Annotated in this window: 15 protein-coding genes and 1 pseudogene; 6 read left to right on the top strand and 10 right to left on the bottom strand. The window is 66.9% G+C overall.

Going from position 1 to position 22,480, the window contains the following annotated elements:
• Positions 1 to 32 precede the first annotated feature (32 nt).
• From ACFJI2_RS21035 to ACFJI2_RS21025, 3 genes are all read right to left on the bottom strand, one after another.
• Positions 33 to 1,826 carry an ABC transporter ATP-binding protein gene (locus tag ACFJI2_RS21035; RefSeq protein WP_377701727.1) on the bottom strand — a complete coding sequence of 598 codons (1,794 nt, stop codon included), beginning with the start codon at positions 1,824 to 1,826 and terminating at the stop codon, positions 33 to 35.
• A complete protein-coding gene (locus tag ACFJI2_RS21030; RefSeq protein WP_377701726.1) occupies positions 1,816 to 3,588 on the bottom strand; it encodes an ABC transporter ATP-binding protein in 1,773 nt (590 codons plus the stop codon). Before ACFJI2_RS21030 ends, ACFJI2_RS21035 begins: the two co-directional genes overlap by 11 nt.
• Before the next feature lie 102 nt (positions 3,589 to 3,690).
• Positions 3,691 to 4,425: a phasin family protein gene (locus ACFJI2_RS21025; protein ID WP_377701725.1), complete on the bottom strand. Its 735-nt coding sequence runs from the start codon at positions 4,423 to 4,425 to the stop codon at positions 3,691 to 3,693.
• Between the two features lie 206 nt (positions 4,426 to 4,631).
• Between ACFJI2_RS21025 and ACFJI2_RS21020 the strand changes: the two genes are divergently transcribed.
• The 4 genes from ACFJI2_RS21020 (at position 4,632) to ACFJI2_RS21005 (ending at position 8,743) form a co-directional block, all read left to right on the top strand.
• Complete coding sequence (locus ACFJI2_RS21020) at positions 4,632 to 5,900, top strand: amidohydrolase family protein (RefSeq protein WP_377701724.1); 1,269 nt, start codon at positions 4,632 to 4,634, stop codon at positions 5,898 to 5,900.
• An 82-nt stretch (positions 5,901 to 5,982) separates the two neighbouring features.
• Positions 5,983 to 6,498, top strand: coding sequence for a GNAT family N-acetyltransferase (locus ACFJI2_RS21015; protein WP_107873014.1), 516 nt, complete (start codon positions 5,983 to 5,985; stop codon positions 6,496 to 6,498).
• Positions 6,499 to 6,513: 15 nt separating this feature from the next.
• Positions 6,514 to 7,032 (top strand): GNAT family N-acetyltransferase, encoded by a 519-nt coding sequence (locus tag ACFJI2_RS21010; RefSeq protein WP_377701723.1) that lies wholly within the window; start codon positions 6,514 to 6,516, stop codon positions 7,030 to 7,032.
• A 94-nt stretch (positions 7,033 to 7,126) separates the two neighbouring features.
• Positions 7,127 to 8,743 carry a methyl-accepting chemotaxis protein gene (locus ACFJI2_RS21005; protein WP_377701722.1) on the top strand — a complete coding sequence of 539 codons (1,617 nt, stop codon included), beginning with the start codon at positions 7,127 to 7,129 and terminating at the stop codon, positions 8,741 to 8,743.
• A gap of 59 nt (positions 8,744 to 8,802) precedes the next feature.
• On the opposite strand, the gene ACFJI2_RS21000 is transcribed toward ACFJI2_RS21005, so the two are convergent.
• Positions 8,803 to 11,460 carry an alpha-amylase family glycosyl hydrolase gene (locus tag ACFJI2_RS21000; RefSeq protein WP_377701721.1) on the bottom strand — a complete coding sequence of 886 codons (2,658 nt, stop codon included), beginning with the start codon at positions 11,458 to 11,460 and terminating at the stop codon, positions 8,803 to 8,805.
• A 124-nt stretch (positions 11,461 to 11,584) separates the two neighbouring features.
• Between ACFJI2_RS21000 and ACFJI2_RS20995 the strand changes: the two genes are divergently transcribed.
• Both ACFJI2_RS20995 and ACFJI2_RS20990 read left to right on the top strand, forming a co-directional pair.
• Positions 11,585 to 12,568 carry an alpha/beta hydrolase gene (locus ACFJI2_RS20995; protein ID WP_377701720.1) on the top strand — a complete coding sequence of 328 codons (984 nt, stop codon included), beginning with the start codon at positions 11,585 to 11,587 and terminating at the stop codon, positions 12,566 to 12,568.
• A gap of 272 nt (positions 12,569 to 12,840) precedes the next feature.
• Positions 12,841 to 15,537: a TonB-dependent receptor gene (locus ACFJI2_RS20990; protein ID WP_377701719.1), complete on the top strand. Its 2,697-nt coding sequence runs from the start codon at positions 12,841 to 12,843 to the stop codon at positions 15,535 to 15,537.
• Positions 15,538 to 15,605: 68 nt separating this feature from the next.
• Here the strand turns inward: ACFJI2_RS20990 and ACFJI2_RS20985 are convergent.
• From ACFJI2_RS20985 to ACFJI2_RS20960, 6 genes and pseudogenes are all read right to left on the bottom strand, one after another.
• Positions 15,606 to 17,410, bottom strand: a pseudogene (locus ACFJI2_RS20985) (M2 family metallopeptidase).
• A 70-nt stretch (positions 17,411 to 17,480) separates the two neighbouring features.
• A complete protein-coding gene (locus tag ACFJI2_RS20980; protein WP_377701718.1) occupies positions 17,481 to 17,834 on the bottom strand; it encodes a DUF3325 family protein in 354 nt (117 codons plus the stop codon).
• Positions 17,831 to 19,441 carry a PepSY-associated TM helix domain-containing protein gene (locus ACFJI2_RS20975; protein ID WP_377701717.1) on the bottom strand — a complete coding sequence of 537 codons (1,611 nt, stop codon included), beginning with the start codon at positions 19,439 to 19,441 and terminating at the stop codon, positions 17,831 to 17,833. Before ACFJI2_RS20975 ends, ACFJI2_RS20980 begins: the two co-directional genes overlap by 4 nt.
• An 8-nt stretch (positions 19,442 to 19,449) precedes the next feature.
• On the bottom strand, positions 19,450 to 19,776 hold the full coding sequence (locus tag ACFJI2_RS20970) for a DUF3649 domain-containing protein (protein ID WP_107980961.1): 327 nt from the start codon (positions 19,774 to 19,776) through the stop codon (positions 19,450 to 19,452).
• A gap of 4 nt (positions 19,777 to 19,780) precedes the next feature.
• A complete protein-coding gene (locus ACFJI2_RS20965; RefSeq protein WP_377701716.1) occupies positions 19,781 to 21,955 on the bottom strand; it encodes a TonB-dependent siderophore receptor in 2,175 nt (724 codons plus the stop codon).
• A 104-nt stretch (positions 21,956 to 22,059) separates the two neighbouring features.
• On the bottom strand, positions 22,060 to 22,464 hold the full coding sequence (locus ACFJI2_RS20960; RefSeq protein WP_377701715.1) for a GFA family protein: 405 nt from the start codon (positions 22,462 to 22,464) through the stop codon (positions 22,060 to 22,062).
• Between the last annotated feature and the right edge of the window lie 16 nt (positions 22,465 to 22,480).

Raw genomic sequence — 22,480 nt, 5'->3', positions numbered from 1 at the left:
TTGTCCTTTGGTGCTACTGCCAAGCTGACAAGCTACGCCGCCAGTTGCTGTAACAGGTAGAGCCGCTGGTACAGCCCGCCTTCGATCTGCATCAGCGCCTCGTGCGCGCCGGCCTCCGCTATGCGGCCGTGGTTCAGCACCACGATGCGGTCGGCGTCGCGGATGGTGGACAGGCGGTGCGCGATGGCGATGATGGTGACGCGTCCGCGCAACTCGTCCAGCGCAGTCTGCACGATCTGCTCGGTCTGGCTGTCGATGCGCGAGGTGGCTTCGTCCAGCAGCAGGATGCGCGGCTTGCCGGCCAGCGCGCGCGCAATCGCGATCAGCTGCTTCTGGCCGCTGGACAGGCGCGAGCCGCCTTCGCCCAGTTCGGTGGCGTAGCCGTGCTCCAGCGCGGCGATGAAGCCGTGCGCGTGCGCGGCGCGCGCGGCCGCCTCGATGTCGGCGTCCGACAGGCCGCGCCCCATGTCGATGTTCTCGCGCGCCGAGGCGGCCAGCAGGAAGGGGTCTTGCGGCACCAGGCCCACTTCGCCGCGGAAGCGCTCGTTCGGGATGCCGGCCAGCGCTTCGCCGAGGATGGCAATGCTGCCGTGCTTGACGGGGTAGTAGCGCAGCATCAGCGACAGCAGGGTGGACTTGCCGCTGCCGGTGTGGCCGACGATGCCGAAGAAGCCGCCCTGCGGGATGTCCAGCGACAGGTCGTGCAGCACGGTCTGTTCCTCGTTATAGGCAAAGCTCAGGTGGCGGATCGAGACGGCGGGCACGTCCAGCCGCGCGCCCGGCGCGGCGGCCGGCGTTGCCGCCTCGTCGACAACGTGCTCGTCCGCCACCGGCTCGTCCAGCAGCGCCGACACGCGCGCCGTGGCCACCACCGATTGCTGCAGCTGGCTGAACTGCATGGTGATCTGGATCAGCGGTTCGATCACGCGCGCGATATAGCTGATGAAGGCGTACAGCACGCCCACTTCGGCCGCGCTCATCTCGCGCTGGCCGAAGGCAAAGATGACGGCGGCCAGCAGGATGATGTTGAGCATGTCCAGCGCCGGGCGCAGCAGCCAGGCGTTGGCGCGGATTTCGGCCAGGCGCTGGGTGTAGTGCTCGGCGTTGGTCTTGCCGAAGCGCTCGGCGAAGCGCGCCTCGGCGTTATTGGCCTGCAGCACCGGCATGCCGCCGATGGACTCGGCCATCTGGCCGTTGATCTCGCTGCGCAGCTGGCGCGCGCGCGTCACCGCCGGCGCGCTCCAGCGCTGGTACAGCCAGACGATGCCCAGCACCGCCGGCAGCAGCGCCAGCACGATCAGCATCAGACGCCAGTCCAGCCAGGCCATGGCGATGATGGTGCCGACCAGCACGATGGTGCTGTCGAGCATGACGAACAGCACCTGCACGTACAGCGTCTTGACCGCTTCGGTATCGTTGGTCACGCGCGACACCAGCTGGCCGATGATGGCGCGGTCGAAGAAGGCCATCGGCAGGCGCAGCACGTGGCCGTAGACCTGTTCGCGCAAGCGCTGCACCGAGCGCATCGCCAGGCCGGACAGGCGCACCAGCTGCAAGTAGCGCAGGCCGCTGGCCACCCAGCCGGTGAGCAGCACGGCCGCCAGCAGCATGGCCATGCGTGGCCAGTCCAGCACGCGCGGCAGCAGGTGCTCGTCGATCAGCGCCTTGCCGGCAATCGGGCCGAGCACTTCCAGGAAGGCGGCCGTGATCAGCCACAGCAAAGCCCAGCCCAGGTGGTGGCGGTCCGGCAGGGCGGCGCGGTGCAGCAGGCCCATGGCCTGGATGGTTTGCTTGCGGGCGGAAGTTTCGTCCGGTTTAGAGAGCATCGAGGCTGGCCTCCAGTTGTTGATAGCGCCACTGGCTGGCGTACCAGCCGTCCTGCTCCAGCAGGCTGTCGTGGGTGCCGGTTTCGCTGATGCGGCCGTCGCGTAGCACGATGATCAGGTCGGCGTTGACCACCGCGCTCAGGCGGTGGCTGGCGATGATGGCGCTGCGTTCGGCGCCGCTCTGGTGGCCTGCGCGGCGCAGCGCCTCCAGGTGTTCGAGGATGCGCGTTTCGGTGCCGGTGTCCACCGCCGACAGCGCGTCGTCCAGCAGCAGCAGGGAATTGTTGGCCAGCAGCGCGCGCGCGATGGCCACGCGCTGGCGCTGGCCGCCGGACAGGGTGATGCCTTTTTCGCCCACCTCGGTCTCGTAGCCCTGCGGGAACAGCAGGATGTCGTCGTGGATGGCGGCCAGGTCGGCGGCGTGCTCCACGTCGGCGCGGCTGGCGTGCTCGCGCGCCAGCGCAATGTTCTCGGCGATGGTGGCCGAGAACAGGAAGGATTCCTGCGGCACCCAGCTGATGGCGCCGCGCAGCGCGCGCAAGGTGTAGTCGTGCAGCGGGTGCGCGCCCCAGCGCACCGTGCCATGCTGCGGCGTGAGCTGGCGCAGCAGCACGCGCAGCAAGGTCGATTTGCCGCTGCCGGTGGGGCCGACCAGGCCCAGTGTCTGGCCCGGTTTCAGGCGCAGGCTGATGTCCTGGAGCGCCGGTGCCGCGTCGGCGGCCTGGCCAGGATAGGCGTAGCTCACCTTGTCCAGCACCAGTTCGCCCGGCGGCAGCTGCGCGATCTTGCCGTGGTCGTCCACCGCCAGCGGCGCGTCCAGCATGGGCTGCAGGCGGGCGTAGGCGGCGCGGCCGCGCTCGATCAGCGACAGCACCCAGCCAGCCGCGAACATGGGCCAGATCAGTTGGCCCAGGTACATGCTGAAGGCGGTCAGCGAACCGATGGTCAGCTGGCCCTGCCAAACCAGGTAGCCGCCCAGGCCCAGCGTCAGGCCGGTGGCGGCGGTCAAGGTCAGGCCCACGGCTGGCTCGTATGCCGCTTCCCAGACCTGCGCGGTCAGGCTGGCCTTGGCGGCGTGGCCGGCCAGTTCGCCGAACTGCGCGCTGCTGCGCTGTTCCAGGCCCAGTGCGCGCAGGGTGCGCACGCCGGACAGCGTTTCCTGCACGTGGCCATTGAGCGCGGAAAAGCGCTTGAGCGAATCGGTGGAAGCGGTGTGGATGTGGCTGGAAATGCGCCAGAACGCCAGCGCCATCAGCGGGAAGGGCAGCAGCGCGATGCAGGCCAGGCGCCAGTCCACGCCCAGCAGCATGATGCCCAACACCATCACCAGGGTCAGCGAGCCGTCGAAGCCAGCCAGCATGGCTTCGCCCGCCGCCATTTCAATGGCGTCGATGTCATTGGTGGCCAGCGCCATCAGGTCGCCGGTGCGCTGTTTCTGGTAGAAGGCCGGGCCTTGCAGCGACAGGCGCGCATAGAAGCGCGTGCGCAGCTGCACGCCCAGCTGGTAGGCGGCCGCGAACAGGCGCAGGCGCCAGCCCACGCGCAGGAAATAGATGGCCGTGCCGATCAGCAGCAGCTCGCCCAGCTGCAGCAGCAGGCCGGTTCCGGACAGGGTGTGGGCAGCCAGGCCGTCTATCATGGCGCCGATGCGGCGCGGGACCAGGATGCCCAGGAAAGCCACGCCGGCCAGCATGGCGCCGGCGGCGAGATAGGCCGGCCAGTGCTGGCGCACAAAGCCGGCGATCAGCCTCGATAAACTCATGAAATATCCTTGCAGCGTCAAGCCCGCTAGGATACCTCAGTGAAGTCCGCCCTGCTGGGCGGCGTGTGTTTTTGATCTGCTGCGGAGGCTTACTTCCGGGGGTTACTTCTGCGGCTTGGCCGACTTCAGCGAAATCGGCTCGCCGCCCGGGGCCGGCTTGGCAGCGGCGCCCTTGGCTTTGCCCGCTTTCTGCGCCGGCGCCTCTTCCCGCGCCGCCGTTTCGTTCACGGCCTCGGATACGGCCGCTGCCACGGCTTTCTGGGCCGGCGGCGTGACCACGGTGGCGGGCGCGGCCGGTTCTTCCTCGGCCTTGGCTGCCACAGGCGCAGCCGCCGGTGCCGGCGGCACGGCAGCGGCCGGCGCCTTGGCAGGCGCAGCGGCGGCTGCGGGCGCGGCAGCGGGGGCTGCAACCGGAGCAGGAGCGGGAGCCGGAGCTGCTGCCGGCGCGGGCGCGGAGCCAACCAGCGACAGCGGCTTGGCGGCCGCGCCGGCTTCGGCGGCCTCCTTGATCTGTTCCTTCACCACTTCCAGCAGCTCGGCCTGGGTGCGGCTGGCGATGCTGACCAGTTCGCGGCTATAGGCCAGCAGGCCGTCGAAGTTGGGGGCCTTGAAGAACTCGCTGGGGTCCCTGGCTTCAAACAGCTGCCTGGCTGCGGCGGACGACTTCTCGACCGACGCCTTGGTGGTGCTGACATTCAGGGCAATGATCTTCTGCACGCCGTCGAAAGCCGTGGCGGCGAATTCGTTGGCGATGTTCAACTGCTTATTCAATTGCTGGTCCAGCTGCGACTTGGCAGTGGCGGTGGCGGCGGAAAACTGTTCGGTGAACGAAAACATGACTTCTCCTGGGAACGTTTATATTGCGCTGCAATAAAATCCATTCTAGCGGCGATTGATGGCGAAGAAAAGTTATTTTTTCCGCCAGCTCAGCAGCTTGCAAGACGGTATTGGCGCAGTGCAACATTGCGATAGTGTTTGCGCCATCGCGCGGCCTCTGCCTACAATCGGCCATCGCAGCCCTGGGGGAAAGCATGGAAGCCACGATGGACGTAGTGATCAGGAACGCCAGCCTGCCGGACGGGCGGCGCGGCATCGATGTAGCCATCGCGGACGGCAAGATCGCCGCCGTGGCGGCGGCGCTGCCGGCGCGCGGCGCGCAGGAAATCGACGCCGGCGGCGACCTGCTGTCGCCGCCCTTTGTCGACGCCCACTTCCACATGGACGCCACGCTGAGCTACGGCCTGCCGCGCGTGAACCAGTCCGGCACGCTGCTCGAAGGCATCGCGCTGTGGGGCGAGCTGAAGCCGCAGCTGACCCAGGAGGCGCTGGTCGAGCGCGCCCTGCGCTATTGCGACTGGGCCGTGGCGCGCGGCCTGCTGGCCATCCGCACCCATGTGGACGTGTGCGACGACCGCTTGCTGGCGGTGGAGGCGCTGCTGGAAGTGAAGCGCCGCGTGGCGCCCTACCTGGACATGCAACTGGTGGCCTTCCCGCAGGACGGCCTGCTGCGCAGTCCCACCGCGCTGGCCAACCTGAAGCGCGCCATCGGCATGGGCGTGGACGTGGTGGGCGGCATCCCGCACTTCGAGCGCACCATGGCGGACGGCGCCGAGTCGGTGCGCATCCTGTGCGAGTTCGCGGCCGGGCAGGGCTTGCGCGTGGACATGCACTGCGACGAATCGGACGACCCGCTGTCGCGCCACATCGAAACCCTGGCCTACCACAGCCACCGCCTGGGCCTGCACGGCCGCGTGGCCGGCTCGCATCTGACCTCGATGCACTCGATGGACAACTACTACGTGAGCAAGCTGCTGCCGCTGATGAAGGAGGCCGGCGTGGCGGCCATCGCCAATCCCCTCATCAACATCACGCTGCAGGGCCGCCACGACAGCTACCCCAAGCGGCGCGGCATGACGCGCGTGCCCGAGCTGATGGCGGCCGGCATCGACGTCGCCTTCGGCCACGACTGCGTGATGGACCCATGGTACAGCCTGGGCTCGGGCGATATGCTGGAAGTGGCCCACATGGGCTTGCACGTGGCGCAGATGACCGGCCAGGACGCCATGCGCGCCTGCTACGCCGCCGTCACCGAGGCGCCGGCGCGCATTCTCGGCCTGCACGGCTACGGCATCGCGGCCGGCTGCCACGCCGACTTGGTGCTGCTGGACGCGGCCAGCCCGGTGGAAGCGATCCGCCTGCGCGCCGCGCGCCGCCTCGTCATGCGGCGCGGCAAGGTCGTGGCCGAATCGCCGCGCGCGGTAGCCAGGCTAAGCCTGCCCGGCCGGCCGGAGCAGGCTGATTTCCGGCTGTAGTTGGGCTGCAATGCGTTGCGCGATTGCGCCGCCGGCGAAAATACATGACAATCATGCATCAAAATAGTGTGCCGGGGGCGTTTTGAAAGAGATAGACATCCGTCCGATCGCGGAAGCAGATTTCGATGCCGTGTGGCGCATCTTCCAGGACATCCTTGCTGCGGGCGATAAATACCCGTTCGACGACGGCAGCCGCGAAGCCTGCCGCGCCTACTGGTACGGCGCCGGCGTGAAAACCTGGGTGGCCGTGCTGAACGGCGAGCGCCTGCTGGGCATGTACCGCGTGGTGCCCAACCAGGCCGACCGCGGCGCGCACGTGGCCAACGCGTCCTACATGGTCAGCCCGGCCGCGCAGGGCATAGGCGTGGGCAAGCTGCTGGGCCGCCACAGCCTGGAGCAGGCGCGCCAGGACGGCTACCTGGCCATGCAGTTCAACTACGTGGTCAGCACCAACGTGGCCGCCGTGGTGCTGTGGAAGCAGCTCGGCTTTTCCGTGGTGGGCACGCTGCCCAAGGCCTACCGCCACCAGAAACTCGGCTACGTGGACGTCTACGTGATGTACCGCCTGCTGGACGACCCCAACAACTGGCCCTTGTGAGGCCGCGCCGCGCCCATGCTGATCATTGAAACCGAACGCCTGCACCTGCGCACCGTGAGCCCCGACGACGCGCCGTTTTACCTGGAACTGGTCAACGACCCCTCGTGGATACGCTTCATCGGCGACCGCGGCATCCGCACCGTGGACGCGGCGCGCGCGGCCATCCTGGACGGGCCGGTGGCCATGTACGAGCGGCTCGGCTATTCGCTGTACCTGGTGCAGCGCCGCAGCGACGGCGCGGCCATGGGCATGTGCGGCCTGATCAAGCGCGACGTGTTGCCCGACACCGACATCGGCTACGCCATCTCGCCGCGCTACTGGGGCCAGGGCTACGCCTACGAGGCCGCCGCCGCCGTGGTGGCGCACGCGCGCGGCCCGCTGGGCCTGCCGCGCCTGATGGCCATTACCTCGCCCGACAACGACGCCTCCATCCAGCTGCTGGGCAAGCTGGGCATGCGCTTCGTCGAACGCACCCACCTCGAAGGCTGGCACGAGGACAGCAACGTCTACCGGCTGGACTTCCACAACGCCTGAGTTATTTCTCCTTGGTTTTTTCTTTTTGGAAGCACATGATGTAGTGGACAAGGCGCAGACCTTGCATCGTGTTGTATTTCCAAGGGGAATCATCATGAAGTTCTCGAACCTCAAGATCGGCGTGCGGCTGGGCATGCTCAGCGGCTTTTTCTTCGTGGCGCTGCTGGTGGTCGGCTACGTCGGCTGGGACGCGCTCAATTTCATCAAGGACCGCAATGGCGAAGGCATGCAGCGCTCCGTCACGCTGACCGAAGCGGTGGACACGGCGCGCAGCTCGCAGGTGGAATTCAAGATCCAGGTGCAGGAGTGGAAGAACATCCTGCTGCGCGGCAACGACGCCGGCAACCTCAAGCGCTACACCGAGGCGTTCGTGAAGTCCGGCAAGCAGGTGCAGGGCGAGCTGCGCAAGCTGGAAGGCCTGCTTGGCAAGCTCAAGCTGGCCACGCCGCTGGTGGCCGAAGCGGCCCGGATGCATGAAGAACTGGGCGCCAATTATCTGAAAGCGCTGCAGCAATACGACTCGGCCAACCCGGACAGCGCCAGGACAGTCGACGGCCTGGTGAAGGGCATGGACCGCGCGCCGACCAAGAAGATAGACGACATCGTCGACTTCATCGGCGAGCAGTCGCGCCGCCTGGCGGCCGAGATGGAGGCGGACAACCAGGCCGCGCACCGCAGGGCCAGCATCTCCCTGCTGGTCATGCTGGTGGCCACGCTGGCGCTGGGCAGCGTGCTCGTGACGTGGCTGATACGCGGCATCACGCGGCCGCTCACCCAGGCCATCGGCATCGCCAAGACAGTGGCGGCGGGCGACTTGCGCTGCGACGTTGAAGTGTCCAGCCGCGACGAAATCGGCGAACTGCTGGCCGCGCTCAAGCAGATGAGCGGCAACCTGGCCACCATCGTTGGCCGCGTGCGCGCCGGCACGGACACCATCGCCACCGCCAGTGCCGAGATCGCCACCGGCAATATGGACCTGTCCTCGCGCACCGAGCAGCAAGCCAGCTCGCTGGAGGAGACCGCCTCGTCCATGGTCGAGCTGACCAGCACGGTGCGCCAGAACAACGAGAACGCCGGGCAGGCGCGGCAGCTGGCCCATACCGCGTCCGAAGTGGCGGTGCGCGGCGGCGCCACGGTGTCCGAAGTGGTGGCCACGATGGGTGCCATCAACGAGTCTTCGCGCAAGATCGTGGACATCATCGCGGTGATCGACGGCATCGCGTTCCAGACCAACATCCTCGCGCTCAACGCGGCCGTGGAAGCGGCGCGCGCCGGCGAGCAGGGGCGCGGCTTCGCCGTGGTGGCCTCCGAAGTGCGCAACCTGGCGCAGCGCTCGGCGGCGGCTGCGCGCGAAATCAAGGAACTGATCGGCACCTCGGTAGAGCGGGTCGAAGCGGGCAGCCGGCTGGTGGGACGGGCCGGGGAGACCATGACCGAAGTGGTGGCCAGCGTCGAGCGCGTGAACGCCATCATCGACGAGATCGCGCTGGCCAGCGGCGAGCAGCGCGACGGCATCGAGCAGATCAGCATCGCCATCAGCCAGATGGACAGCGTGACGCAGCAGAACGCCGCGCTGGTAGAAGAAGCCGCCGCCGCTGCGGACTCCCTGCAGCAGCAAGCGCAAAGCCTTACCGAAGCCGTCAGCATCTTCAAGCTGCACGACAGCGCCCCCGCGCTCCCCGCGCGCCCCTTGCGCGCCCTGCCCAGCTGAAGCGGCCTGAAGCGGCCTGAGCCGCATTCGGGGTCTGACCCCGAATGCGGCTCAGGCTGCTATTTGGCTGGCTGCGCGGGGGCGGGGAAGAACCAGGTCAGGGGTTTGTCGACGCGGGCGGCCCAGGATTTTTCGTTGTGGATGCCGCCGGGGGCCTCGTGGTAGTAGAGGTTGTCGCCTTCGCGCCAGCCTTGCGCCACCATTACGGCGCGCATCAGGGCGGTGTCTTCCAGGCCGTCGTTGATGGTGCCGGCGTCGAGGTAGAACTTGACCGGCAGCGGCTGCAGCTTGCCGATCAGGTTGCGCTGGTTCCACCAGAAGGAGCTGGAGACGCCGCCGGCCTTGGAGAAGACGTCCGGCCGGTGCTGCGCGATCAGCACCGAGGCGATGCCGCCCAGCGATGAGCCCATGATGGCGGTGTCTTCCTTGCCGGGACGGGTGCGGAAGCTGCGGTCCACATAGGGCTTGACCGTGTCCACCACGAAGCTTTCGTAGGCGGGCAGCTTGCCGCCGCCGTACTTGGCGTCGCAGCAGGGCGTGTATTCGTCGATGCGGTCTTTGCTGTTGTCGATGCCGACCACGATGATTTCGGCCATCTTGCCTTCGGCGACCAGCTTGTCCGCCGTTTCATCGATGCCCCATTCGGCGCCGTAGGCGGCGGTCTTGGCGTCGAACAGGTTCTGGCCGTCGTGCATGTAGAGCACGGGGTAGCGGCGCTCCGGGTGCGCGGCGTAGCTGGCCGGCAAATAGATGCGCAGCGCGCGGCTGTTGCCCAGTTGCGGCGAGGCGAAGTTGTCGATGATGCGCAGCTCGCCGCGCGGCACGGCTGCGGCCGCAGTGGTGGCGATGGCGGCGGTGGTGGCGGACGGGGCTTCGAGCTCCAGCACCAGCGCCGAGCGCGCAGGCAGCGTCACTTCGCCGTTCAGTGCGTAGTGCTGGCCGCTGATGACGTCGGTGCCGCCCGGCACGCCGGCCAGCATCTCGTGGAAGCGCGCCGTCTGCAGCGTGACCGGCTTGGCGTTGCGGTTGAGCGCGACCATTACTTTTTTCTGGCCGTCGTAGCGGAAGTAGACGTAGGTATCCTGCTCGGGGCCGTAGTGCATCAGCTTGCCCTGGTGGATCACCGTGGCGCCCTTGCGCCAGTTCAGCAGCTTCTTCATGAAGGCCTGCGCGCTGCGCTGCTGCGCGGTCAGTCCCGCGCCGGTGAAGGCGTTTACTTTGTCGCCGGCCCAGCCGCCGGGGAAGTCGCGCCGGTACGAGGCGTCGTCGCGCGGGCCGGTGTTGCTGGTCATCTGGATTTCGGTACCGTAGTACAGCTGCGGAATGCGCGGCATGGTCAGCACGTAAGCGATGGCCATGCGGAACAGCGCGTCGTCGTTCTTCAGCTCGCTGAACAGGCGCGACATGTCGTGGTTGCCTTCGAACAGCACCAAGTTGGACGGGATCGAGTACAGCTGGTCCTGCGCCAGCGTTTCGTACAGATTGGTCAGGTTGGGCTCTTCGCCCTTGCCGGTGAGCGCCTTGCGCAGCACGTCGTTGAGCGGGAAGTCCATCATGCTGGGCATGTAGGAGGCGTAGCCGTCGTTGTTGCGCTTGCCGTACTGCCAGCGCGCCACCACGGGGATCTGGCTGCTCCATTCTTCGCCCACCAGGTTCAGGTTGGGGTATTCGCCGGTGATGCGGCGCGACCAGGCGCTGAGGAAGGCGGCGTCCGAGTAGCCGTAGGTGTCCACCCGCAGGCCGGCCAGGCCGGCGTATTCTATCCACCAGATGTTGTTCTGGATCAGGTAGGTGGCCACGTAGGGATTGGCCTGGTTCATGTCCGGCATGTTGGGCGAGAACCAGCCTTGCGTGAAGTTGCGCTTGTCTTCGGTCGAGCCGTACGGGTCGGCCACGGCCACGCGGTGGTGCTGGGTGGGCACGTATTTGCCGCCGTAGGTGATCCAGTCCGGCATGGGCATGTCCTGCATCCACCAGTGCTTGCCGCCGATGTGGTTCAGCACCACGTCCTGGATCACGCCGATGCCCTGCGCGCGCGCCTTGGCGCTGAAGCGGCGGTAGTCTTCGTTGCTGCCGTAGCGTTCGTCCACCTTGTAGTGGTCGGTGGCGGAGTAGCCGTGGTAGGAGTAGGCCGGCATGTCGTTTTCCACCAGCGGCGTGGGCCAGACCATGGTGTAGCCCATGGCGGCGATGTAGCCGAGCGCGTTTTCCATGCCTTGCAGGTCGCCGCCGTGGCGGCCGCCGCCTTTGCTGCGGTCGGCCTTTTCGGCCAGGCGCGGGCTGTTGTCGTTGGCCGGGTTGCCGTTGGCGTAGCGGTCCGGCATGACCTGGTAGATGGCGTCCTTGGTGGAGAAGCCCTGGCGCTCGGCCGAGCCGGCCTCGCGCGCCAGCAACTGATAGCTGTAGCTCACCGTGGGCTTGCCTGCCGCCGAGAAGCGGATGTCGAGCGTGCCGGGCCGGGCGCTGTCGTCCAGCGCGAGGTCGATGAACAGGTAATTGCGGTTCGCCACGCGCGCTACTTTCTCGATGCGCACGCCGGGATAGCTGATGGCCGGTTCCAGGTCGGCGATCTGCTGGCCGTGCACCATCAGCTGCAGCGTCTTGCCGCGCATGCCCACCCACCAGTTGGGCGGCTCCATATGGTCGATGCGATAATCTTCGCCCATGGCGGGCAGGGCGCTGGCGGCCAGCAGGGCGGCTGCTATCAGGCGTTTCATGGGGCGTCTCCGATTTTTTATCCCTGCGTAGTATGGCTACGCGACGAGGGTATTTCTGGGGAATTTCCCAGATAATACAAGGAAAGCGGCAATTTTTTAATCTAGTTTGAGTACAGGAGTGAAGATGGTGCGAGCTGTGCGGCGGAAGATATTGGCTGGGCTGGGGCTGGCGCTGGCGGGCGTTTCGCCACAGCCGGCGGCGGCGGGGCCGGCAGGGGCGGCGGCAGCGGCGGCGGCGGCCGAGGCGGGCAGCTTCGTCGCCCTGGGCGATTTTCCGTCTGCGCAGGTGGCGCCGCGCAAGGTGGTGGTGTGGCTGCCGCCCGGCTACGGCGCCAGCGGCGAGCGCTATCCTGTGCTGTATATGCACGACGGCCAGAACCTGTTCGACCCAGCCACCGCCATGGGCGGCCAGGCCTGGGAGGTGCACAAGCGGCTGGCGGCGCTGGCGGAGACGGGCGCGGTGCGGCCGGCCATCATCGTCGGCATCGCCAGCACGCGCGACCGGTCGCGCGAGTACGGCCCGGCACAGGCGGTGGAGGCGCTGGCGCCCGAGCTGCGCGCCGCACTGCTGGGCGATCCGCCCACGCCGGGCGGCTTGCCCACGCTGTCCGAGCAGTACCTGCGCTTTGTCGTGGAGGAACTGAAGCCCGCCATCGACGGGCGCTTCCGCACCAGCCCCGAGCGCGCCGATACCTTCATCATGGGCTCATCCATGGGCGGGATGATCTCGCTGTACGCGCTGGCGCGCTACCCGGAAGTGTTCGCCGGGGCGGCCTGCCTGTCCACGCACTGGCCGCTGACCACCAATTTCAACATGCTGTCCGACAAGGACGACCCGCGCCCGGTGCGCTACGCGGCCGCCTATTTCGACTGGCTGGCCCGCAAGCTGCCGCGCGCCGGCCGCCACAAGCTGTATTTCGACCATGGCGACGCCACGCTGGACGCGCTGTACGCGCCTTACCAGCAGCAGGTCGATGGCATCGTGCGCGCCAAAGGCTACCGTGCCGGGGTGGACTGGATCAGCCAGGTGTTTCCCGGCGCCGACCACAGCGAGACGGCCTGGCGCGAGCGGGTGGAGGTGCCGCTGCGCTTTTTGTTGTCTCGTTAGAACTGGTCTGATGGCACATTCTGTAGTTCGACTACAGATCCCCCTCACTCATCATGTAGCTGAAATACAACGAGGATAGCGTTTTCATAGGCACAGCAAGGGGCGTAACACGCAATTATGCGTAGCCCGGATGAACTTTAATTGACTTGATATCTAGTTTTAGTACAAAATTCCGCATAGAACGTCTTGAGAGCGTTTGCTTTGCTGGCTCCCGTGTAGTCGAAATAAACAGCCTGCGGGACTTTTGATCTGTCTAAAGAGGGGACATCCTAATGAAGAATTTGCAACTGAGCCCGGTCGCTGCCGCATGCGCCTTGTTCGTTTCCGCACTGGCCGGCTCGGCCCAGGCACAAACCAGCGGCGAGCAAGCTGCCGCGCCGATGGCGACCGTGACCGTGTCCGGTATCCGCCGCGGCATCGAAGACGCCATCTCGGTCAAGAAAGAAGCGACCTCCATCGTTGAAGCGATTTCCGCCGAAGACATCGGCAAGCTGCCGGACGTGTCGATCGCCGAGTCGATCGCCCGCCTGCCAGGCCTGGCCGCCCAGCGCGTAGCCGGCCGTGCCCAGGTGATCTCCGTGCGCGGCCTGTCGCCGGACTTCTCCACCACGCTGCTGAACGGCCGCGAGCAAGTGTCCACCGGCGACAATCGCTCCGTCGAGTTCGACCAGTACCCATCCGAGCTGCTGAGCGGCGTCACCATCTACAAGACCCCGGACGCCGGCCTGATCGGCCAAGGCCTGTCCGGCACGCTGGACCTGCAGACTGTGCGCCCGCTGGCCTTCGCCAAGCGCACCTTCGCCGTGAACGTGCGCGGCGAGAAGAACTCGGTCGGCAAGATCTCCAACGCCAACGACCAGGGCAACCGCGTCAGCTTCAGCTACATCGACCAGTTCCTGGACCGCACCCTGGGCGTGGCCATCGGCTATGCCCACCTGGAATCGCCAGTGCTGGCGCAGGAAACCGGTATCTACGAGCCGTGGAAGACCGATTCGCGTCCAGGCATCGCTGCCGGCACCACCATCACCGACGGCATCAAGGCCCTAGGCCGCAGCGGCTACAACCGCCGCGACGGCCTGATGGGCGTGCTGCAGTACCGTCCGAACAAGCAGTGGACCAGCATGATCGACATGTATGCGTCCCAGTTCAAGCATGAAGACACCGCCAACCAGTGGGAAGTGAATCTGGGCGGCTACAACGGCGGCCTGAAGCCTGACCCTGTCTTCACCAATGTGACCAACAACGGCAATGCGCTGGGCAGCGCCACCGCCAACAATGTGTACCCGCTGGTGCGCGGCATGTACGACAAGCGCAAGGACGACATCCGCGCCATCGGCTGGAACAATGAAGTGCGCCTGGACGGCGTGACCCTGGTGGCTGACGCCAGCTACTCGAACGCCAAGCGCGACGAGCTGAGCCTGGAAAACAACCTGCAGCTGGGCGCCGTGAACTCGGTGCAGTACCTGGACAACGTGAAGCTGCAATTCGGCAGCGGCACCTTCCCGCTGATGACCCCGACCCGCAGCTACAGCGATGCATCGCAGCTGTACGTGAAAGGCACCATCTACGGCTCCGGCTACGGCAAGACCCCGAAGGTGGAAGACACGCTGAAGAGCTTCAAGCTGTCGGCCAGGTTCGAAGCGCCGAAGGCGGTTGAATCGTGGATGTCGAGCTTCGAAGTGGGCGGCAACTACAGCGACCGCCAGAAGGTCAAGGAACAGCCAGAGGGCAACATCAACCTGGTGGGCAACCCGACCACTATTTCCAACGACCTGCTGTTCTCGCCGGTGGACCTGGGCTTTGCCGGCATCGGCAGCATCCCGTCGTGGAACGTGCCTGCCGTCGTGGCCAAGTACATGACCTTTAAGCCGACCGCCACCGAGAGCTACCTGATCTCGAAGAACTGGGAAGTGTCGGAGAAGATCACCACCGCCTTCGTGAAGGCCAACCTGGAGCATGACTTCGGCAGCGTCACCATGCGCGGCAACGTGGGCGTGCAGGCACAGCACACCGACCAGTCGTCCGACTCGAACTACTACGACGGCACCGCGCCGGCCGGCCAGCAAGTCAAGCCTGTCCACGACGGCAAGACCTACACCGACTACCTGCCGAGCATGAACCTGGCGTTCGCGTTCGAAGGCGAAAACACCGTGCGCGTGGCGCTGGCCAAGCAGATCGCCCGTCCACGCGTGGACCAGCTGCGTTCCGCGCTGGACTTCGGCGTGAGCGACACCACCTTCAAGCCGGGCGCCAGCGGCGGCAACGCACGCCTGGACCCATGGCGCGCCAAGGCCTTCGACATCTCGTACGAGAAGTACTTCGGCAAGAAGGCTTACCTGGCTGCGGCCGCGTTCTACAAGAAGCTGGACACCTACATCTTCACGCAGACCAAGAGCTATGACTTCTCGGCCTACATCCCGGGCACCAAGGCCAACACCGCGATCGGCGACTACAAGGCACCGTACAACGGCAACGGCGGCAACATGAAGGGCCTGGAACTGTCCGGTTCCCTGCCGCTGAACATGGTCAGCCCGATGCTGGACGGCTTCGGCGTGGTGGCCAGCCACACCTACACCGACAGCGCCATCGCGATCGAAGATCCGGACGGCAGCATCGGCAAGGGCATTCCGCTGCCAGGCCTGTCGAAGCACACCACCAACCTGACCTTCTACTACGAGAAGAACGGCTTCGAGACCCGCATCTCGCAGCGCAAGCGTTCGGACTTCGTGGGCGAGATCGGCAACTTCGCGGCAGAGCGTTCGCTGCGCTACGTGGTGGGTGAGAACATCATCGACTTCCAGATCGGCTACTCGTTCCAGGACGGTCCGCTGAAGGGCGTGGGCCTGGTCGCCCAGGTGAACAACCTGCGCAACGCCGCCTACGAGACCTACAACGGCAACCGCAATCAGCAACTGGAATACCAGAAATACGGCCGCACCATCCTGCTGGGCGCGAACTACAAGTTCTAAGCCGCTTCAGCTGACGTAGAAAAGCCCGCCATGCGCAAGCATGGCGGGCTTTTTATTTGCGGCGGAAATTACTTCTTCGCGGCTTCGGCGGCGGCCAGCTGGCGGTTCTGGTCGTCGAGCCAGGTCTTGAGCGGGGCGAAGTAGTCGAGCAGCGCCGAGCCGTCGATGCGCTCTTCGCCGGTGGCCGCTTTCAGCGCTTCAGGCCAAGGCTTGCTGGCGCCCATGGCCAGCATCTGCTGAGCTTGGCACCGGCTTTCTGGTTGCCGTACACCGAGCAGCGGTGCAGCGGCCCGGTGTAGCCGGCTTCCCGGCACAGCGCGCGGTGGAACTGGAACTGCAGCATGTGGGCCAGGAAGTAGCGCGCGTACGGCACGTCGGCCGCCACGTGGTACTTGGCGCCGGCGTCGAAGCCGTCGGCCCCAAGCGGCGCCGGACGGCTCACGCCCATGTACTGCTCGCGCAGCTGCCACCAGGTCTTGTCATAGTCGGCCGGCTTGGTCTTGCCGGCGTAGACGTCCCAGCGCCATTTGTCCACCGAGTAGGCGAACGGCAGGAAGGCCACCTTGGCCAGCGCGCGCTGCAGCAGCTCGCCGATGTCGGCGTTCGCTTCCGGCTCCTGGTTCATCAGGCCGATCTTCTTCAGGTAGTCCGGCGTGATGGACAGCGCCACGGTGTCGCCGATGGCTTCATGGAAGCCGTCGTTGGCGCCGCCCTGGAACAGGAAGGACTGCTTGTTGTAGGCCAGGTCGTAGTAGATGTGGCCCAGCTCGTGGTGGATCACCTTGAACTCTTCGTCGGTCGGGCGGATGCACATCTTGATGCGCACGTCTTCCTTGCCGTCCATGGTCCAGGCGGAGGCGTGGCACACCACTTCGCGGTCGCGCGGCTTGGTCAGCAGGGAGCGCTGCCAGAAAGTCTCGGGCAGCTTCTGCATGCCGAGCGAGGTGTAGAAGCGCTCGGCGTACTGCGTCATCTGCTTGGCGTCGGTCTTGCGCTCTTCCAGCACCTTGGTCAGGTCGAAGCTGCTGGCGTTGCTGGCCGGCTTGAGCAGCGGGTAGATGTTCTCCCAGCTCTGGCTCCACATATTGCCGAACAGGTGGGCGGGGATCGGACCGGTGGCCGGCACCACGTCCGGGCCGTAGGCGGCGCGCAGCTTGTAGCGGGTGTAGGTGTGCAGCGAATCGTACAGCGGCTTGACCTGCTGCCACATGCGCTCCATCTCGGCCGAGAAGGCTTCCGGCGGCATGTCGTACTGCGAGCGCCACAGCGCGCCGGTATCGGCGAAGCCCATTTCGCGCGCGCCCTTGTTGGACAGGGCCACATAGTCCACGTACATCTGCTTGTACGATGGCGACTGCGCGTGCCAGCCCATCCATACTTCCTTCAGCTTGGCCGGGTCGCGGCTGGTGGCGAGGATTTTTTCCAGCTCGCCCAGCGGCAGGCATTCCTGGCCGCCGGTGGGGCAGTATTTGGCTTTGCCGTAGGCACCGTTCAGGGCCGCGTTCTTGGCGGCGTAGGCTTCGCGCTCTTTCGGGTCGGACAGCATCAGGGTCAGCTGCAGCAGCTTGAGCTTGCGCGCGTAGTCTTCCTTGAGCTTGAGACCGTTGTAGCGGCGCGCGCCGAGGGCCGCTTCGCCGGAGGCGCTCAGCTGGCGCTCGCCGAAGTAGGTGGCCAGCGCTTCGGTGTCGTCGGTGATGAAGTTCTGCGCCACCCATTGGGCGCGGGCGCTGTCCAGGTTCAGTTTTTCCAGCTTGGCTTCGGTGTCGTTGAGGAAGCGTTCGGCTTCGGCGACGGTCGGCTTGCCCGCCGTGCTTTTGGCAGGCGCTTTGGCTCCCTCTGCCTGGGCGGGCTGGAACGCGCAAGCGGCCAGCATCACGGCGGCGGGGATGGCTTTCATATACAGCGGTTGTGGCACTGCAGTCTCCTTCGGGTTGGTGAGTTGGCTAATATACACCGGCCAGAAGGTAGGCGACAGATCCACAGGCGTAGGCGGCCACGCCGAGCACAGCGGCCAGGCGCAGGGCGCAGGACAGCAGCAACACCAGCAGCAGGCAGGCGCCGGTCAGCGCGCCCAGCCACAGCAGCAAGCCGTGCGAGGCGCCCATGGCGTGTACCGACGCGGCCAGCGAGAGCGCCAGGGCTGCGGCGCCGCCCAGCTGCAGGCGTTTGCGCAGCGCGGACGATGGCGCGGCGCCGCGTCCGCGCAGGTCGGCGTAGTGGCGGTCCAGCGCCATGCTCAGGGCGAACATGCCGCCGTAGCTCAGCGTGAACAGCGCGAGCAGGTACAAGGCGGTCATGTCGCCTCCGGCAGCGGCGCCGCACCGGACGCGGCGCCGCTGCGCGCCGTACCGGCGGCCTTGGCGTCGCGGCCGAGGCGGCGGGCGGCGCAGGCGAGGAGGAGGCCGAGCGCAAACACGGTGAGGTCGAAGCCGGCCACGGCGGCGGGACCGCGGCTTTGCAGCAGCGTCACGCCGAGGTGCGAGCTGGTGGTGAACACGTTGAGCACCGGGATGCCCATCAGCAGCAGCGCGCCTGCACCGAGCTGCAGGCGCCACATCAGGCGGTCGGGACGGACCTGCGCCAGTGTCATGGCCGCGCCCCAGGCGATGAAGAACCACGCGATTTCCGTTTCCGGCCGCTCCGCCATCCCCACCGGCAGCAGCCGGTTGGCCCAGAAGTAGGCGCCGTACGCGATGGGCAGGCCGGCGATGGCGCCCAGGTTGAGCGCTTCCACCAGCCGCGTGCCCAAGCCAACCTTGCCGCCCGCCTTGAGCGCCTTGGCCTGCCGCTGCCGGCTCTTGACGGCCCACAGCAGCGCGCCGGTGGCGACCATGGCGCATCCCGCCAGGCCGGAGATAAACAAGAAGCCGCGCATCAGCGGCCCCGCGAAGCGGGCGATGTGCAAGCCGTACATCACGCCGTGCGTGGCCGCCGCGCCGCTCGGATCGTCGCCCGCCTGCGCCAGCAACGCGCCGCTGGCGCCGTCGAACTGCATCGCCGCCTGCTTGTGCGACAGTTCGCGCCCCGCGGCCCGCGTGACGGAGATGCGCGCGTTCGCGTCATTCGGGCTGGTCACGCTGAGCGCGCCCGCCGCGCGTCCGCCCCAGTGTTTTTCCGCCTGCTCGACCATGGACCGCACCGCCGCCAGCGGCATATGGACCCTGGCCGGCTTGACCGGCTTGCCCGCACTGGGGAAGACCTCGGCGTTCATGGCTTCACGGTCTCCCTTGTACGCCACCTGCGTGGCGGCCGGCATGTACAGGAACATCAGCGTCACCAGCCCGGTGTAGGTGATCATCAGGTGATAGGGCAGGGCCAGCACGGCGCTGGCGTTGTGCGCGTCCAGCCAGGAACGCTGACCCTTGTTGCCCCGGAAAGTGAAGAAGTCCTTGAAGATGCGCTTGTGCGTGATCACGCCGCTGACGATGGACACCAGCATGAACATGGCGCAGAAGCCCACGATCCAGCGCGCCCAGATGGCGGGCATATAGTGCAGGTCGAAATGCAGCCGGTAGATGAATTCACCGCCGCGCGTCTCGCGCGGGTCCTTCAGTTCCACGCCGCTGGCCGGGTCGATCAGCGCCGACTTCAGCCCGCGCTTGCTGCGGTCCGGGTCCGTCCACGCGATGCGGATGGCCGGCGTGCGGTCCGTGGGCAGGGTGATGAACCAGCGTTTGGCATCCGGCGCGCGCTCCTGCAGGGCCTGCACCGCCACCACGGCGGCGGTGGCGGGTGCGACGCCCTGCACGTTGACGGCGTGCAGCTCCGGCTTCATCCACAGGCTGATCTCGTCGCGGAAGTAGCTGGCGGTGCCGGCACTGAAGACCAGGAACAGAATCCAGCACACCAGCAGGCCGGACCAGGTGTGCAGCCATGCCATCGACTGGCGGAAGCTTTCTTTCATCGGGAACCTCAGGACATCAAGTAGGCGGCGCAAGCCAGCATGGCCGCCGGCAGCAGCAGGCCTAGCCAGGCGCGCGCCGCGCTGCGGGCGGCGAACACCCACAGTACGGCGCAGGTGTAGACGGTGAACGAGAACAGCGTGGAAGCCATGACGGCGTCCGCGCGGCCCATGTGTAGCAGCGGCGGCAGCGGCAGCTGCGGCAATCGCTGCAACAGCAGCGCCAGGAAGGCGGTGGCTGCCGCAGCCAGCGCGTAGCCGCCGGCGATGGCGGCGACGGCGCGCGCGCCGACACCCAGCCGGTAGGCCAGCGGAGCGGAGAGAGCGGGCGCGCGCATGGGCTTACCAGGCGTAGCGCGCCGTCAGCGCGGCGGTGCGGCGCTGGCCGTAGAAGCAGTCGCCGCGCGCCAGGCAGGTGGAGATCTGCACCTTGTCCGCCAGGTTGGTGACGTTCAAGGCGAAGCGCCACGGACCGCTGCTGTAGGACAGCATGGCGTCCAGCAGCGTGATGCCCGGCGTCTCCAGCGCGTCCAGCCCGTCCCACGAGGACGACAAGTGGCGCGCGCCGGCGCCCGCGCTGAAGCCGGTCTTGCCGGCCACGGCGAAGCGGCGCGTCAGCCACGCGGACACGTTGTGCTCCGGGACGCCGCTCAGGCGTTTGCCGTTGTCGGCGCCGTTGCTGCGCGCGACCTTGGCGTCCGTGTAGGCATAGCCTGCGGTCCAGCTCCAGTCGCGTCCCAGGCTGCCGCCGCTTTCCAGCTCCAGGCCCTGCACCTGCACTTCGCCGATCTGGATGCTGTTCAGCGGATTGGCCGGATCGGTGGTCTTGCGGTTGGTGTCGCGCAGGTCGTACACGGCCAGCGTGGTGTTGAAGTCGCCATCCTTAGGCTGCCACTTCACGCCCGCTTCCCACTGCTTGCCGCGCTGCGGCGCGAAGGCCTTGCCGTTCAAGTCCACGCCGCCCAGCGGCAGGAAGGATTCGGAATAGCTCACGTACGGCGCCCAGCCCTGCTCCGACAGGTAGAGCAGGCCGAAGCGTTTGGTAGTGGCCTTGTCGTCGGTGCGGCTGGCGGCGCGGCCTTCGATGTCGTTCTCGGCGGCGTCGCGGCGCAGGCCGAGCAGCGCGGTCCAGTTGGGCGTGAACTTGACCTGGTCCTGCAAGTACAGCCCCTTCTGGTGCAGCCTGGTGGTGGGCAGCTGAGAGAGCGACGTTGGCGCCGTGTAGTTGCCGTACACCGGCGCGTACACGTCCAGCGGCGCAGCCACGCCGGTGCCGCGCGCCTGGCGCGTTTCCACGCGCTGCAGGTCGAAGCCGGCCAGCACGGTGTGTTGGATGGCGCCGGTGGCGAACTTCGCTTCCAGCTGGGTGTCGGCCAGCAGCGTGTCCAGTTCATTGAACTGCTGGATCAGGTCGCGGTTGATGGTGCGCTGGTCGGTGTTGAAGACCGGGCGCGCGGGGCGGCCGGTGGACGGCACGGCGGTGAAGCTGGTGTAGGCGCTGCGGTAGTCCACTTCGCTGTTCGACTTGCGCACGGTCTGGCGCAGCTGGATGCCGCTGCGGAAGCGGTGGCTGAAGATGTAGCCCAGGTTGGTCTGCTCGGTGTTGTAGGCGTCCCAGCCCGGTTCGCCGGTGAAGGTGCTGGTGTCGATGCGGCCGAACTTCGACGGCAGCAAGGTGCCCTGCCACGGGAAGAAGCCGATCATCGAGCCGCTCTTGTCTTCCTGGCGCAGCGCCATCAGGGTCAGTTCGGTGTCGCCGTTGGGCGACCAGGTGAGCGAGGGCGCGAACACGCGGCGGTCGTCGGCCACGTGGTTCACCTGCGTGCCGCTGTCGCGCGCGATGGCCACCACGCGCGCCATCCAGTGGCCTTGCTCGTCCAGCACCTGGTTGATGTCGGCCGACACCTGCTTGCGGCTATCGCTGCCCAGCTGCACCTGCAGCTCGCGCTGGTTGCTCGACAGCGGGCGCTTGGACACCAGGTTGACCACGCCGCCGATGCCGCCCTGGCCGTACAGCACGGACGACGGGCCGCGCAGCACCTCCACGCGCTCCAGCGTGTACGGGTCCGGGCGGGTGGTGTTGTAGGAGCCGAAGTTCATCTGCACGCCGTCCTGCAGCAGGGCGGGGTTGCCGCCGCGCGAGCTGATGGAATCGACGCGGCTGTCGAAATAGGCGGACACCAGGCCGGCGCTGTAGTTCACGGTCTGGCGCAGCGTCTGCGCGCCCTGTTCCTCGAAGCGCTCGCGCAGGATCACGGAAATGGATTGCGGGGTTTCGATCAGCGGCGTGTCGGTCTTGGTGCCGGTGCCGGCGCGGCGGGCCGCATAGGTGTCGTCTTCCTTTCTGCCATCGACGGTGACCACTGCCATGACAGCAGGGGCTGGCGCGGCTTCGGCCTCGCCGGCCGGGCCGTCGGCAGCGTATGCGAGTGGGGCGCCGCCGCCAAGCGCGGCGAAGACCAGGGCTGAGCGCACGGCGGCGCTCAGCGGCGAAAAGGAAAAACGTGGGTGCGGCATCGGGCCATCCTTGTGGGTGAAGGGCTGGCGACGCGCTGCGTGGGCTGGCTGGTTTAAATGAGAACGATTCTCATCTTAACATGCCCTTGCCGTAGTGGCTAGTATCAAAGATGGCGCGTTTCGGCGGGCGGGTGTTGCCAATTGTCGTGGCGGCCGTCGGCGTAGCGCACCGGCGCGGCGATCAGTTCTTCCGGCGTCACGTCGTCCAGGCAGGCCACCTGCACGCCCACGTAGTGGCCGCCGATTTCCTCCACGTAGCCGCGCCCGAAGGGGTGCACGCCGCAGGTGCGGCAGAACAGGTGGTGGCCGCTCATGGTGTTGAACTGGTAGTCGCTCAGCGCCTCCTCGCCTGCCAGCAGGCGGAAGGCGTCGGGCTTGAGGATCACGCCCCAGTTGCGGGTCTTGGTGCAGATGGAGCAGTTGCACTTGCCGGTGCCGGCGCTCAGGTCGATGTCGGCTTCAAAGCGCACGGCGCCGCAGTGGCAGCTGCCGGTGTAGGTCTTTTTCATTGAAAGTCTCCTGACG

This window comes from Pseudoduganella sp. UC29_71 (assembly GCF_042693265.1).
Classification (GTDB): Bacteria; Pseudomonadota; Gammaproteobacteria; order Burkholderiales; family Burkholderiaceae_D; genus Rugamonas.
Note: the sequence above shows the minus strand (reverse complement) of the source record. Positions and strands in the feature narration are given on the sequence as shown.

Coding starts and splice junctions, on each gene's coding strand:
- ACFJI2_RS20960 (WP_377701715.1), bottom strand. CDS start 22,464: ATGAAAAAGACCTACACCGGCAGCTGCCACTGCGGCGCCGTGCGCTTT.
- ACFJI2_RS21000 (WP_377701721.1), bottom strand. CDS start 11,460: ATGAAACGCCTGATAGCAGCCGCCCTGCTGGCCGCCAGCGCCCTGCCC.
- ACFJI2_RS21035 (WP_377701727.1), bottom strand. CDS start 1,826: ATGCTCTCTAAACCGGACGAAACTTCCGCCCGCAAGCAAACCATCCAG.
- ACFJI2_RS20990 (WP_377701719.1), top strand. CDS start 12,841: ATGAAGAATTTGCAACTGAGCCCGGTCGCTGCCGCATGCGCCTTGTTC.
- ACFJI2_RS20980 (WP_377701718.1), bottom strand. CDS start 17,834: ATGACCGCCTTGTACCTGCTCGCGCTGTTCACGCTGAGCTACGGCGGC.
- ACFJI2_RS20965 (WP_377701716.1), bottom strand. CDS start 21,955: ATGCCGCACCCACGTTTTTCCTTTTCGCCGCTGAGCGCCGCCGTGCGC.
- ACFJI2_RS20975 (WP_377701717.1), bottom strand. CDS start 19,441: ATGAAAGAAAGCTTCCGCCAGTCGATGGCATGGCTGCACACCTGGTCC.
- ACFJI2_RS21005 (WP_377701722.1), top strand. CDS start 7,127: ATGAAGTTCTCGAACCTCAAGATCGGCGTGCGGCTGGGCATGCTCAGC.
- ACFJI2_RS20970 (WP_107980961.1), bottom strand. CDS start 19,776: ATGCGCGCGCCCGCTCTCTCCGCTCCGCTGGCCTACCGGCTGGGTGTC.
- ACFJI2_RS21030 (WP_377701726.1), bottom strand. CDS start 3,588: ATGAGTTTATCGAGGCTGATCGCCGGCTTTGTGCGCCAGCACTGGCCG.
- ACFJI2_RS20995 (WP_377701720.1), top strand. CDS start 11,585: ATGGTGCGAGCTGTGCGGCGGAAGATATTGGCTGGGCTGGGGCTGGCG.
- ACFJI2_RS21010 (WP_377701723.1), top strand. CDS start 6,514: ATGCTGATCATTGAAACCGAACGCCTGCACCTGCGCACCGTGAGCCCC.
- ACFJI2_RS21020 (WP_377701724.1), top strand. CDS start 4,632: ATGGACGTAGTGATCAGGAACGCCAGCCTGCCGGACGGGCGGCGCGGC.
- ACFJI2_RS21025 (WP_377701725.1), bottom strand. CDS start 4,425: ATGTTTTCGTTCACCGAACAGTTTTCCGCCGCCACCGCCACTGCCAAG.